Genomic DNA, 12,461 nt, shown 5'->3' with positions numbered 1-12,461 from the left:
CAGACATGAGCGTCGAGCTGAGTGATTCAACGCTGGGTGGCGGTTCACCCGCGAATGGCGTCGCGCCGTCCGGGGGTGCGCTGGTCGAGGTGAAGGGGCTGGCCGTCCGTCTTCCCACCGGCCCGAAGGACAGCGTCCAGGCGGTGCGGTCGGTCAACCTGACCATCCGGCCGGGCGAGCGCGTCGGGATCGTGGGGGAGTCGGGATCGGGTAAGTCGATCACCGGCCGGACGATCGCGGGCCTGCTCCCGGAGTCGAAGCGGGTACAGGTAGCGGGATCCGTCACCTTCCGGGGCAAGGAGATGATCGGTGCCCCGGCGAAGGAGTGGCGGGACATCCGCAGCCGCCGCGTGTCGATGATCTTCCAGGATCCACTGAGCTTCCTGAACCCGACGATGCGCGTGGGCCGGCAGGTGCAGGAGGCGTGCAGACGGGAGGGCTCCGCGTCCCGCCAGGAGATCCGCGACGAGGTCTACTCGTTCATGGAACTGGCCGGCCTGGCCCAGCCGGCCGAGGTGGCCAGGAAGTTCCCCTTCGAGCTGAGCGGTGGGATGAGACAGCGGGTGCTCATCGCGATCGCGCTGGCCAAGCGGCCGGAGCTCATCATCGCGGACGAGCCGACCACCGCGCTCGACGTCACCGTGCAGGCACGCGTACTGGCCTCCCTCAAGCGAAGCGTCGACGAACTCGGTATGTCGCTGCTGATGATTTCGCACGACCTCGCCGTGGTGGCCGGCCTGTGCGACCGGGTCTATGTGATGTGCGACGGTGCGGTCGTCGAGGAGGGTGACACCCACAGTGTCTTCACCGAGCCGAAGGAGGCGTACACCCAGGGGCTGCTCCGTAGCGTACGGAGCCTCTCGAGCCCGACCGGGGAACTGTACGCCGACAGCGAACGCCAGTCGTCGAGTAGAGGGGGTGCGTGACATGCGGCTGAGCGCAGAGTCCGTCACGAAGACGTTCGGGAAGACCAATCGGCTGGCAGGGAAGAGCACCGCCGTCCGCGCGGTGGATTCGGCGAGTGTGCACGTCGAACCGGGCGACTTCGTGGCGATCGTTGGTGAGAGCGGCAGTGGCAAGAGCACGCTGGCGCGCATGCTGCTCGGTCTCATTCCTGCGGACTCCGGCGTCGTTCAACTCGACGGCGTCCCGATCTCGGCAATGAACCGGCGGCAGCGGCAGCAGTACCGGGCCGCGGTGCAGTGTGTCCTGCAGGACCCCTCGGGCTCCCTGAACCCGAGGAAGACCGTGCGTACGTCGCTGGCGGAGGTCATCCGGTTCCATGGCATCGCCCAGGGGCGGGAGGCCGTCGAGCAGAAGGCGATCGAGACCCTGTCGCTGGTCGGGCTCAAGCCGGAGACCACCTACCTCGACCGGTACCCGCACGAGCTCAGCGGTGGACAGCGGCAGCGTGTCCTCATCGCGCGCGCCATCGTGCCGAATCCACGGATCATCATCGCTGACGAGGCGGTCTCCGCCCTCGACGTCTCGGTCAAGTCCGGAATCCTAAAGCTGATGAACGACCTCCGGGTGCGCCTGGGAATCGGTTACATCCTCATCACGCACGACCTTCCGGTGGTGAAGAAGGTCGCGGACTACGTGTACGTCATCAAGTCCGGGCAGGTCGTCGAAGAGGGCCCCACCGCTCAGATCTTCGCCGACCCGCAGCACGAGTACACGAAAACCCTCTTGGCAGCAGCCCCCGACCTGGATCTCGTACTCGCCGACAGGTTCGGGGAGTAGGTGCGTGCTCCGGGCCGCGCCCGCGATTCGAGTCCGGCCGCGCGGATTCGTCAGCGACGTCGCGCGGCACCCGTGACGCCGCCGGGTGCCGCGTAGCCGAGGCGTCCGGAAGGGGGCATCGCCGGGCCGGCCCTGCCCGCCGGTACGTGGCGTGCCCGAACGTAGGTCTTTCTGTCGGTGGAGTGATCCATCGTCATCCGAATCGGAGCGGAGCTAGCGGTGCGAAGAGTCGGAAATATGCCGCAACGGGCATCGCTTCAGTCGCGTTTCGCGGTGATCGTGACCGTCATCGCCACGGGCATCATGATCATTGCCTGCTTCGCCGAGTACGCGCTCGGCACGCTCGGCCCGGTGCTGGGGAAGGAGATGGGAATCTCCACCTCGTTCGTGGGGATTCTGACGTCGGTCATGTTCGCGTCGGCAGGTGTGGCATCGCTGCCTACCGGCTGGGTGGTGGACCGTTTCTCCGCGAGCGTGCTCGTTCTGATCCAGATCCTGCTGTCCACAGTCGCGTTCGCGGCGCTCGCGTTCCTCGAGACCTCCCGCGCATTCCTCGTGGTCGTCGTCATCACCGGGCTGATCATGGCGATGAGCAATCCACTCACGAACCGGCTCGTCCGGGTTCACTTACCGGCCGCCTTACACGTGCGGTCGGTCGGCTGGAAGTCCATGGGCCCTCAGATGGCCGCGTTGCTCGCCGGCATCGTGTACGGCCTCTCCGCGCACGGGATCTCATGGCGGGCCCTCACCCTTGTCATCGCCGTGGGCATGGCGGCATTCGGAGTGCTCTCGTTCGTGCTCATCCGCAGACCCGTCATGCCGGAAACCGATTGTCCGTCCGCAGCCGCCGCTGACGAACCCGACCTGCCTCAGGAGACCCGTCCGATCGTGTGGTGGCTCGTGCCGTTCGGCTTCTTCTCCGGCGGTGCGATCGCCAGCATCGGCGCCTACATCCCGCTGTACGCCTACCAGGATCTGCGGATGTCGTTCGTCCAGGCGAGCGCCGCAGGTGCCGTGATCGCGCTGGCCAGCATTGTCGGCCGCGTGCTGTGGCTGCGCTTCCTGACGTACGACAACGGGCCGGTTCTTCTGATCAAGGCGAGCGTCAGTTCGGCGGTGGCGGTCGCCCTGCTCGCCGTCTCGGTCGGCCTCCACCCGGTGGTCTTCTGGACAGCGGTGGTGCTCACCGGTGCCACCGCGCTGGTAATGGCGCCGCTCACCCAGATCATCGTGGTCCGCAACGCGAGTGCCCGGCACATCGGGGTCGCGAGCGCCTGGGTCGGCATCGGACTGTACGCCGGGTTCGCGTTCCAGCCCTGGCTCGTCGCCAGCCTGATCGACACCGTCGGGCTCGCGTACAGCTGGTATGCGGTATCGGCGAGCGGGATGATCGCTGCCCTGATCATGGCCGCGTACGTGACCTCGAACGCGAAGCGAAGAACTCAGGCGCTGCCGTGTCCTGCCGCTACCGCGGCTGTCGTGGACCACGTTTCGTCCTAGGCCCTTACCGCAATGACGCAGTCACAGTCTCCGACAGTGATGGAGGTTCCAGATGCCGGGCAGTTTGGCGCAGAGAATGCGAGACGGGGAGATCCTGCTCGGGTCTTTCCATGCTCTCCGCGATCCCACGCTCATCGAGTTGGTCGCCTACTGCGGGTTCGACTTCGTGATGATCGAGTACGAGCACGGCGTCCGGGACGTCGAGACGGTTCAACACCTGATCCGCGCCGCTGAGGTCGGTGGCGTCGAGGTTCTGGTCAGGATCGCTGTGGACGACGTCGGGTTGATCGGGCGGTTCCTCGACGCGGGCGCCTCCGGCGTGATGGTCGCCCACGTGTCCGACGCGGCAGCCGCGGAGGCAGCGGTCCGGGCCGCGATGTATCCCCCGGAGGGTTCCCGGGGTCTGGGCTTCGGGCGCAGGCAGGCGCGGGACGGCGTCAGCCGCGGTGACTGGGGAGACCCCGTTCGTTTGAACCAGGACACTCTTGTCTTCGCGATAGTCGAGGATCCCGAAGGGGTGCAGAACATCGACTCCATCGTGCGGGTTCCCGGCCTGTCCGGTATCACGCCCGGGTCTGGTGACCTCGCGCTGAGCCAGGGCCTGGACCGCGCCCATCCGACGGTGCTCGGCCAGGTCGACCGGATCTATGACGCCGTCCGGTCCAAGGACGACCAGTTTCTGATGGCGTTCCTGGTGGACGACCCGTCGGCGGTCGCGCACGCCGTCAGCCGCGGGGCGACGCTCCTGCTCTTCGGCCTCGACTCGATGATGATCCCGAAGATGTACAAGCAGCTGATCGCTGCGGTGAGGGACGCGCTGGCGTCTCCCGAGCCGGCCTGACGGCGGGAAGAACGATCGAACTCAGCAGAAAGGGAGCAGCGGAATGAAAGTCACTGTCGTTGTCGGCAACCCCAAACCGCAGTCGCGTACCGCAGATGCCGGTGCGCTGCTGGCCAAGGACCTCACCGACGTCGAGCCCGAGGTCATCGACGTCGTGGACTTCGCGCCCCGCCTGCTGGGCTGGGGCGACGAGCAGGTCGCGGACATCATCCAGCGGGTTCAGGGTTCCGACCTCGTCGTCGTGGCATCGCCCACCTTCAAGGCGACCTATACCGGTCTGTTGAAGCTCTTCCTGGACCAGTTCGCCACCGGCACCGGCCTGGCCGGGGTCGTCGCCGTTCCGATGATGCTGGGCGCCGGCCCGGCACATCACCTCGCTCCGGAACTGCTCCTCAAGCCGGTACTCGTCGAGCTGGGGGCGACCTGCCCGACCCAGGGGCTTTACCAGCTAGACAGCTCGTACCGCAAGGATCCGAGCTGGGAGGCGTGGCTGAAGCAGTGGCGTCCCGTCGTGACGTCGCTGCTTGACGGCGCCTCCACGCCGACGGGGTGAGCGCTTGGCGAAATGGAATAGGCTTTCCGCGTCCAGGCGCAACGGATGGAGGTGCCTCGATGGTTGCGCAGGAGGCGCGGACGGTAACCCTCTTCGACGTCGCCACGGAGGCGGGGGTGTCGCTGGCTACGGCGTCTCGGGCGCTGAACGGCAGTGCCCGCAGGGTCCGTGAGGATCTCCGGCTGCGAGTCCTGGAAGCTGCGGCGGCCCTGAACTACAGCCCCAACGCCGCGGCCCAGGTTGTGGCCAGGGGGCGTAGCAATCTCGTGGGGCTCCTGGTGCACGAGATCGCCGACCCCTACTTCTCGGCGATCGCCTCCGGCGTCATGGGGGCCGCGGAGAAGAGCGGCCTGCTGGTGACGGTGGCGAGCACCGGCCGTGACGCCGATCGGGAGGCGGTGCACATCGCGGCGTTCCGTGGTCAACGGGCCCGCGCCGTCATCCTCGCCGGGAGCCGGCTCGACGACACGGTGAGTCTGGAGCGGCTCGGCCAGGAGCTGGTGGCGTTCGAGGGTACCGGCGGCCGAGTCGTGATGATCAGCCAGAGCAAGCTGCCGGTGGACACCGTGGTGGTGGAGAACCACGCCGGCGCGCGGAATCTGGCCGAGACGCTCGTGGGGCTCGGCTACCGGCGGTTCGCCGTCCTCGCGGGTCCCCCCGGGCTGCTGACGGCGAGGGACCGCCTCGCCGGATTCCGGGCGGGTCTGGCCGGTGCCGACATCCACGGCGATTCCGTGGACGTGGTCCGCGGTGGGTTCGACCGCGAGGGCGGATACTCCGCGATGAACCAGCTCCTGGACCGGGGCACCGAGGCCAGATGTCTCTTCGCCGTCAACGACGTGATGGCGATGGGGGCCATCGCAGCCATGCGGGAACGCGGCCTGGAAGTACCGCGAGACATGGCCATGGCGGGGTTCGGAGACTTCAGCATGCTCCGCGACATCACCCCGACGTTGACGACCGTCACGCTCCCGCTCGAAGACATCGGAGCCTCGGCGCTCGACCTCGTTTTCCTGGAGCGCGCCGACAAGCCACGCTCGCGACGGATCCGAGGCGAAGTCGTTGTGCGCGCCAGCACGCCCCAGCGCTGACCCAGCTGTGGATACCGCGGCGGCAGGCATCCACATGATCGTTCTCGACGCCGGCATTCAGCCTTCTGCGGCGTCGTCTGCGCATTTCCGCAACGGCGGATTCAAGCGGTCGTCGCAACGCCTCGATCCGGAGGTGTCAATCCCCTGGAACCGTGGAGGACTCCGTTATATGTGGACGAATAGGCCATGATTGATAGAAATGAAGCCCATCGAATTGCCGTTGCCCAGCTCGAGTTAATCCCGACAAGATGGCTGCCTCCAGGTGATACATTGATGCTGGTCGAGAATGCAACGTTGGAGTTCCCTAAGGGTTGGGTATTCTTCTATCAATCTAGGCTATACCTCCAGACGGGTGAATTCAGTCACAAGCTCCTTGGTAATCGCCCATTCCTGGTCAAGCGATTCGATGGCGAGGTGTGTTGGTTGCCCATATTGAAGCCAATCGAAGAATCTGTATCGGAGGTGAATTGATGCTCCGCCGGCTGGTAATCGCGATGGCAGTCGGGCTGGGCGTATGGTAGAACCATTGATCCGGTTGGCCCCTTCTATTGTCGACATTGGGCGCCGTTGCATTGTCTGATTAGCGGACGTGTTGAACCTCGGTTTGGCCCAAGCTCAGATTGCGTGGGCGAGTTCGGTGAATGCGGCGGTGACCCGCAAGGTGGGTGGGGCGTCGAGTTCGAGTTCGTAGTGGCCGCGGCGAAGGTTCTGCAGGAAGGTGTGTCCGGCGATGACCGTCTGCGCGGTGTGGTCAGTTCGTAGGCCGCGCATCGGGCGTAGCCGGTGTTTGAGCCTGCTGTGATCAGCCTCGATCGGGTTGTTCGCGTACTGCTCGATGTGATGCCACGCGGCGGGGATGAGCTCGTCGAGCACCGCGGGATAGACCGCGGCGGCGTCGGTGACCACCTCGGTCGGCGTGACCTTCAACGCCGACAACGCCCGCCGGAAGAACCGCCGAGCCGCATCAGCGTCCCGGCGGGCAGCGACGAGCACGTCGATGACCTGCCCGTACTGATCTATCGCCCGGTATACGTAACGCCACACACCGTTGACCTTGACGTAGGTCTCGTTGACGAACCACCTGTCACTTGGCGCGTGGCGGCAGTATCGGGGAGCGTCGGCCAGCAGCGGCGTGAATCGTTGCACCCACCGGTAGACGGTGACGTGGTCGACCTCGATGCCGCGTTCGACCAGCAGTTCCTCCGCATCCCAGTAGGACAGATTGAACCGTAGGTACCAGCGGACCGCGACCACGATCACCTCCGACGGGAACCGGAACCCGGTGAACGCCGATCGCGGTGGCAGCCAAATGCGGGAATGGATCGACGACTTCACATCCCAAGTGTGTCTCGATCATGCCGGCGCTCAACGCAACGGACCCCGTCTGGATGACCGACGTAGCCTCGTTCTCCAGCCCGTACGCCTGGGTCTACTACCTCTACTGGCGGCGACCGGGAAGCTGGATCAGGATCAAGTGGTCCGTATGGGTCTTCTGAGCCGGGAGGGGAGTCTAGTGAGGTCGTTGCCCGCGGCTGCCGGTGGCCGTCGTCGCCAGCTCGTCCCGGTCCTCGTCGGGCTGCTCACTGGCCTGATCTTGGCTGCCGTCGGCGCCGCCTTCGGGGGGTGGCTCGGCTGGCGAGGGGGCGGGCCGCTGCCGAGCGACGCCGACGCGGTGGCCAGGGTGCAGCGGCTCGTGCCGCAGGCGACCGTGGTCAAAGTGGACCGCTGGGATCACGTGTTCGCCTATGAAGAACCTGGCGACGGCGCCGGACGTGTGCTGGTCGCGCTCGTCGGCAACGACGACTACAACGCCGGTTACGTCCAGGTGCTGCTGGCGGGCGGCGACGACGCCGGGACGGTGGCGCAGATGCGCCACCGGCTCGCGACCGAAGGCTGGCGGGTCGGGGCCAGCCCGTGGGATGACGGCGTGACGGCCCGGAACGGAACGCTGTCGATCACGTCCTACCCGGCCACGGAGAGCGGCTCACCGCTCCTGCGGAGCACCGGCAGCGGCCGGATCGCCGTAGAGGTGGGCCGCGACGAGCCGGCGCGGGTCTGGCCGTTCACCCTCGGTGGGTGGGTGGTCGGCTTCGTGCTGGGCGGTGCGCTCGGGGTCTTCACCGTTCGGCGGCTGGCCCGGATGCCGAGAATCGCCGGAACCGTCGTCGGGATCGTGGGCGGCGGGGGGCTCGCGGCGCTGCTGCCGGGTACCGTGCTCACGACCGTCGACCTCGTCCACTCGTACGCCGGATTGCCGGACACGGTGACCCCGCCGGCGATCTGGGGCGCCTACATGTTCTTCGGCATTAAGGCGCTCAGTCTCCTCGGTGCGTTGGCGATTTTGGTAACCACCGTTCTCGCGGCATTCATGAGATATGATGTCCAAAAATTGCGATAACGGTTGCGTGCCGACTTTGTAAGTCGGGGGAGCAACTCGGCTGGCAGAGGCAACGGTGGGCCAGCGCTCACGCGTGGATGGATCGGCAGGGACTGGCCGGACCGGGCGAGATCCACCTGATAGGGCGTCGCGGGTACTGCTCGTCGACTACTGGCAGCGGCCGGGACGTCGTATTACCGGAGGGGATCGTTGTCCAGAACTCTGATTGTCGGGCGAGCTGAGCTAGCGGCGCTCTCCTTCCCCTCGAGGGCGATTACTGATGGCACAGAGAACCCAACCTGGATTACCGTCCACTGCCTGCCCGTGCCTGCAATCGGGCGCGCCACGAAAATTCGCCTACCAGTGGACGCTACGTCCGCCAGGCGAATGCGTAGGACTTCCGCATTGGCTTATGTGAAGGGCAAGCTGGTCGATTCGTTGGTGGGGGTGTATGCGGCCGGTTTGTTGTGTGCGTACGCCTATCTCCACCTTCAGCACCGCGCTGTTCCCGATTGGGCATGGGTGACCGGCTTGGTGGCGGCGAACGTCGGCGGGTGGATGTCGGATCGAGTCCTTGACCGCACAGCCGGTGCCCAGTACCCGCGCTGCGCGACCAAGAAGCGCATCCGCCTGGCTGGGGTCGACGACACCGTTGCGGAGGAGTTGGCTGAACGGAATCCGGGTGTGGTGTTTGGGTACTGAGCTTCGTCAGGAGCCGAGGCGTGCCGTGAAAACGGCCTCTCGGGCGATCGCGACGCCCGTCGCGATAGCCCCGCGCAGCACCGCGTCGGTGCCCAGTTCGCCCACCGCGAGCCGGGCGCGCAGCGGCGTGATCCGCTGCAGTGCGGTCTGCAGGTCCGACTCGAGCATGTCGAGGTTCTGTCCGACACCTCCGCCGATGACGATCAGTTCGGGGTCGAGGAAGGCGCACACGGCGGCGATGAGCTGCGCGAGCCGCTCGGCCTCGCGCCGTACGGCGGTCAGCGCGGGCTGGACCCCCTCGCGGGCCGCGGCGAAGACCGCTGCCGCCGTCAGCGGATCGGACATGCCAGCCGCGCGGGCGTAGGCGACGACCGCGTCGGCAGCCAGCGCCTCCTCCAGGATTCCGCGTTCCGGATTGCGCGCCTGGTCGTACGGGGGTTCGCCGAGCGGGATGTAGCCGACCTCGCCGGCGGCGCCGGAGAAGCCACGGTAGATGTGGCCGTTCAGGATGAGGCCGAGACCGACACCGGTGCCGACGTGCAGGTAAGCGAAGTGGGTCACCCCTCGGCCGGCGCCCTCGCTGTGCTCGCCGAGCGCCGCGAGGTTCGCGTCGTTGTCGATCGTGACCGGGGTGCCGATCTGCGCCGTGAGCGCTTCTGCGAGGCCGGGTCGTTGCCAACCGGGGAGGTTGGCCGCGTACGCCACGCTGCCCTGCTGTGGTCGGAACACGCCGGGCGATCCGATCACGGTGTGGGTGATGGCGGTCGTGGGCAGGCTCGCCTTCGCGGCCGCGTCCGCCACGGCGGCGCTGACCCGCTCGACCAGGGCACGGGCCGACCGCGCATCGTTGCGGACGTCGATGCGGCTGAGTTGGTTGCTGGCGAGGTCGGTGACGACCAGGCGCAGCCAGTCGTGCCCGATGTCCACCGCCGCGACGGTCCCGGCGCTGGGGTCGGCTTCGTACAGCTGTGCCGGACGGCCGTGCCCGGTCTCCGGCCGGCCGGCCGCCCGGGCCAGTCCCGCCTGCTCGAGATCGGCCAGGGCCGCATGCACGGTCGGCTGCGATAGGCCGGTATCGCGGGCCAGTTGCGGACGCGTGGCCGGGCCGTTGGTGAAGAGGCGGTCCAGCAGCAGGCGCTGGTTCATCGTCCGCATCAACGAGGGGGCCACGGCGGGGGTGAGGCCTGCGGGGGTCTGGCCAGCCGACCGCATTGTTGCCCTCCAGGTGTCGGGTACGGATGTGCAGTTTAGGTAACGAATGACCAGTTAACGTAACGGAAAGATCTCGGGATTTGAACCGGTACTTGACCTTGAGGAGAGTTTAATAAATTCTCCTAAACATGTTGCACCTCGACCAGCTGTCGCAGGGGGCGCCACGGTCCACAGCGGTCATCGGTGTCGACTTCGGCGGCACCAAGATTGATGTGGCGTTGGCGTCCGCCACGGGCTCCATCCTGGAACGGCTCCGGCTTCCGACCCTCGCGCGCGAGGGTCCCGACCAGGCGTTGCAGCGGGTGGCTGAGGTGGTCCGCAAGCTCACCGCCGGTGCGGAGGAGCACGGGATCGCCGTCGTCGGTCACGCGGCGGTCTGTCCGGGAGTCGTCCAGGACGACCGGATCCAGCTGGCGCCCAACCTCCCCGGCTGGGAGGACCTGGCCATCAGCCGCCGGCTGGCGCAAGCGTTCGAGGTCGATTCCGTTCCGGTGTGGAACGACGTCCGGGCCGGAGCCCTCGCCGAGGCCCTCCGTGGGAACCTCCGGGGCGCCGACCCCGGCCTCTACCTCAGTCTCGGCACGGGAATCGCCGCGGCGATCACGATCAATGGAAGCGTGCTCGCCGGCGCCCATCACGCGGCGGGCGAGATCGGTTACGTCGGCATCGAGATGGCTCCATCCTCGTCGACCGACCGCGCCCCGCTCGAAGAGGTCATCGGGGGCAAGGCGCTCGGGGAACGGGCGTCCCGTCTGCTCGGCGAGGACGTCGACGCCGAGGCTCTGTTCAACCGCACGGACCCGGAGGCCCAACAGATCCTGCACCACGCCCTCGGCGTGCTGGCCGCCGCGGTGGCGAACTTCGCCGTCCTCATCGATCCCGCCCGCGTCGTCGTCGGCGGGGGAATGATGGCCTCCGCCGCGCCGCTGCTGGCGGTGCTGCGGGCCCAGCTCAACCGCACGGTGCCGTTTCCGCCCGAGGTGCTGGCGGCGCGGTTCACCGAGGACGCCTCCCTGCACGGGGCCGTCACCCTGGCGTTGAACGCCGCCGAACGCCGGCCCGGCCCGCTCCGGGCCGCTCTGACCCACTGACTCCACCCACGACCAGAGAGCACATCCATGAACCTGAGCGACGAGCTTGTAGCACGGGTGAACGCGGCCAGGGACGACGACGCCGCGGTCGCCATCCTGCGTGACCTGGTGTCGATCCCGAGCGTCACGGGCGACGAGGAGGCAGCCGCGCGCTGGGCCGCCGACCAGTTGCGCGGCGTCGTGTCCGCCGTCGAGGTCGACGTGTTCGCGCCGAACCGCGCGAACACCTGGGCCACCTGGGGCACCGATACGGAGTCGGCGAGCGGAGGCCTGCTGTTCCTGGGCCATCTGGACACGGTGCACGTTCGCGGCTGGACGGAGCACTGGGCCGGGACCGAGCGGGAGAGCCCCTACGGCGCCCCGATCATCGACGGGGCCGTGTGGGGTCGCGGTGTCGCCGACTGCAAGGGCGGCATCGCCGTCCTCATCGCCGCGCTGCGACAGCTTCACCGGTCCGGCCTCGCGCCGGTCAAGCCGGTGACGGCGCTGTTCGTCGCCGACGAGGAGAGCGGCGAGGAGGGGTCCGGCACCAGCGAGGGAATCAAGCGGGCGATCGCCGTCGCCGACCGGATGCCGATCCGCGCGGACCTGGCGATCTACGGCGAGCCGACGACGATGCAGGTCTACACGTCGCACATGGGCTTCTTCATCACCGACATCGTCCTGACCGGCAAGTCCGCCTACTTCGGCCGCCCGGAGCTCGGCGTCGACGCGCTGCGCGCCGCGGACGAGGTGCTCCGGGCGCTGTGGGCGCACGACGAGGACCTGCGGACCCGGGCCGCTGACCCGCTCATCGGCACCCCGTCACTGCTGGTCACCGGCGTGACCGGCGGCGGGTCCGTCGCCGTGCCGGGGGAGTGCCGGCTGAGCATCATCCGCAAGCTGACCCCGGACGAGGACCTCAGCGCGGCGCGCGACGAGCTGGAGGCGGTCATTCGCGGCGCGATCAGCGACCCGCGGGTCACGGTCAGCACGTCGTACCCGGCGAGCCGCGACCACGAACTTGGCGGTACGCCGCACGTCACCGACCCGGAGTTCGAGCCGGTGCGGATGCTGCAGCAGATCGTCAAGCGGCACCTGCCCGACCGCGGCGACATCGACGCCGGCCCGTACTGGTCGGAGGGGCCGTTCCTGCGCAGGGACCTCGGCATCCCGACGGTCTACCTCGCACCCGGCGACATCAGCCACTGCCATACCTTCGACGAGCACATGAACGTCGACGAGTATCTCGCCGCCGTATCGGTCTACCTACAGTTCATTGTGGATTACTGCGGTGTCCGCGACCTCGGCCACCCATCCGGGACCGCGCCACACCACACCTCAGCCAACCCAGGTCGCGAAGGGTAAGGAA

Annotated in this window: 13 protein-coding genes; 11 read left to right on the top strand and 2 right to left on the bottom strand. The window is 67.6% G+C overall.

The features are described 5' to 3' along the window. Nucleotides 1-5: 5 nt before the first annotated feature. The 7 genes from HC028_RS01230 (at nucleotide 6) to HC028_RS28640 (ending at nucleotide 6,199) form a co-directional block, all read left to right on the top strand. Complete coding sequence (locus HC028_RS01230) at nucleotides 6-926, top strand: ABC transporter ATP-binding protein (protein ID WP_168071833.1); 921 nt, start codon at nucleotides 6-8, stop codon at nucleotides 924-926. 1 nt (nucleotide 927) lies between these two features. Beyond that, nucleotides 928-1,743, top strand: a complete 816-nt coding sequence (locus tag HC028_RS01225; RefSeq protein ID WP_168072217.1) for an ABC transporter ATP-binding protein — start codon at nucleotides 928-930, stop codon at nucleotides 1,741-1,743. Nucleotides 1,744-2,016: 273 nt separating this feature from the next. Further along, a complete protein-coding gene (locus tag HC028_RS01220) occupies nucleotides 2,017-3,243 on the top strand; it encodes an MFS transporter (protein WP_168071832.1) in 1,227 nt (408 codons plus the stop codon). A 52-nt stretch (nucleotides 3,244-3,295) separates the two neighbouring features. Next, nucleotides 3,296-4,084: an HpcH/HpaI aldolase family protein gene (locus HC028_RS01215; protein WP_168071831.1), complete on the top strand. Its 789-nt coding sequence runs from the start codon at nucleotides 3,296-3,298 to the stop codon at nucleotides 4,082-4,084. Between the two features lie 43 nt (nucleotides 4,085-4,127). Beyond that, nucleotides 4,128-4,637, top strand: a complete 510-nt coding sequence (locus HC028_RS01210; protein WP_168071830.1) for an NADPH-dependent FMN reductase — start codon at nucleotides 4,128-4,130, stop codon at nucleotides 4,635-4,637. A 59-nt stretch (nucleotides 4,638-4,696) separates the two neighbouring features. Next, nucleotides 4,697-5,728, top strand: a complete 1,032-nt coding sequence (locus tag HC028_RS01205) for a LacI family DNA-binding transcriptional regulator (RefSeq protein WP_168071829.1) — start codon at nucleotides 4,697-4,699, stop codon at nucleotides 5,726-5,728. Nucleotides 5,729-5,914: 186 nt separating this feature from the next. Beyond that, nucleotides 5,915-6,199, top strand: coding sequence for a YrhB domain-containing protein (locus HC028_RS28640; protein ID WP_168071828.1), 285 nt, complete (start codon nucleotides 5,915-5,917; stop codon nucleotides 6,197-6,199). A 144-nt stretch (nucleotides 6,200-6,343) separates the two neighbouring features. Here the strand turns inward: HC028_RS28640 and HC028_RS01195 are convergent, their stop codons facing one another. After that, nucleotides 6,344-7,033 (bottom strand): IS6 family transposase, encoded by a 690-nt coding sequence (locus HC028_RS01195; protein WP_168072215.1) that lies wholly within the window; start codon nucleotides 7,031-7,033, stop codon nucleotides 6,344-6,346. Between the two features lie 208 nt (nucleotides 7,034-7,241). On the opposite strand from HC028_RS01195, the gene HC028_RS01190 reads away from it, so the two are divergent. After that, entirely contained in the window at nucleotides 7,242-8,126 is an 885-nt protein-coding gene (locus tag HC028_RS01190) for a hypothetical protein (RefSeq protein ID WP_168071827.1), read from the top strand. A gap of 384 nt (nucleotides 8,127-8,510) precedes the next feature. Next, a complete protein-coding gene (locus tag HC028_RS01185; protein WP_168071826.1) occupies nucleotides 8,511-8,807 on the top strand; it encodes a hypothetical protein in 297 nt (98 codons plus the stop codon). A 6-nt stretch (nucleotides 8,808-8,813) separates the two neighbouring features. On the opposite strand, the gene HC028_RS01180 is transcribed toward HC028_RS01185, so the two are convergent. After that, nucleotides 8,814-9,953, bottom strand: coding sequence for an ROK family transcriptional regulator (locus HC028_RS01180; protein ID WP_203981366.1), 1,140 nt, complete (start codon nucleotides 9,951-9,953; stop codon nucleotides 8,814-8,816). A gap of 194 nt (nucleotides 9,954-10,147) precedes the next feature. Here HC028_RS01180 and HC028_RS01175 point away from each other — a divergent pair, with 194 nt between their 5' ends. Together HC028_RS01175 and HC028_RS01170 are read left to right on the top strand one after the other, a co-directional pair. Beyond that, nucleotides 10,148-11,110, top strand: coding sequence for an ROK family protein (locus tag HC028_RS01175; RefSeq protein WP_168071825.1), 963 nt, complete (start codon nucleotides 10,148-10,150; stop codon nucleotides 11,108-11,110). Between the two features lie 27 nt (nucleotides 11,111-11,137). Next, nucleotides 11,138-12,457 (top strand): M20 family metallopeptidase, encoded by a 1,320-nt coding sequence (locus HC028_RS01170; RefSeq protein WP_168071824.1) that lies wholly within the window; start codon nucleotides 11,138-11,140, stop codon nucleotides 12,455-12,457. Nucleotides 12,458-12,461 lie beyond the last annotated feature (4 nt).

The organism is Planosporangium flavigriseum (genome assembly GCF_011947225.1).
GTDB classification, from domain to species: Bacteria; Actinomycetota; Actinomycetes; order Mycobacteriales; family Micromonosporaceae; genus Planosporangium; species Planosporangium flavigriseum.
This window is presented reverse-complemented; position numbering and strand designations above follow the sequence as displayed.

Coding starts and splice junctions, on each gene's coding strand:
- HC028_RS01230 (WP_168071833.1), top strand. CDS start 6: ATGAGCGTCGAGCTGAGTGATTCAACGCTGGGTGGCGGTTCACCCGCG.
- HC028_RS01225 (WP_168072217.1), top strand. CDS start 928: ATGCGGCTGAGCGCAGAGTCCGTCACGAAGACGTTCGGGAAGACCAAT.
- HC028_RS01215 (WP_168071831.1), top strand. CDS start 3,296: ATGCCGGGCAGTTTGGCGCAGAGAATGCGAGACGGGGAGATCCTGCTC.
- HC028_RS01210 (WP_168071830.1), top strand. CDS start 4,128: ATGAAAGTCACTGTCGTTGTCGGCAACCCCAAACCGCAGTCGCGTACC.
- HC028_RS01205 (WP_168071829.1), top strand. CDS start 4,697: ATGGTTGCGCAGGAGGCGCGGACGGTAACCCTCTTCGACGTCGCCACG.
- HC028_RS28640 (WP_168071828.1), top strand. CDS start 5,915: ATGATTGATAGAAATGAAGCCCATCGAATTGCCGTTGCCCAGCTCGAG.
- HC028_RS01180 (WP_203981366.1), bottom strand. CDS start 9,953: ATGAACCAGCGCCTGCTGCTGGACCGCCTCTTCACCAACGGCCCGGCC.
- HC028_RS01175 (WP_168071825.1), top strand. CDS start 10,148: ATGTTGCACCTCGACCAGCTGTCGCAGGGGGCGCCACGGTCCACAGCG.
- HC028_RS01170 (WP_168071824.1), top strand. CDS start 11,138: ATGAACCTGAGCGACGAGCTTGTAGCACGGGTGAACGCGGCCAGGGAC.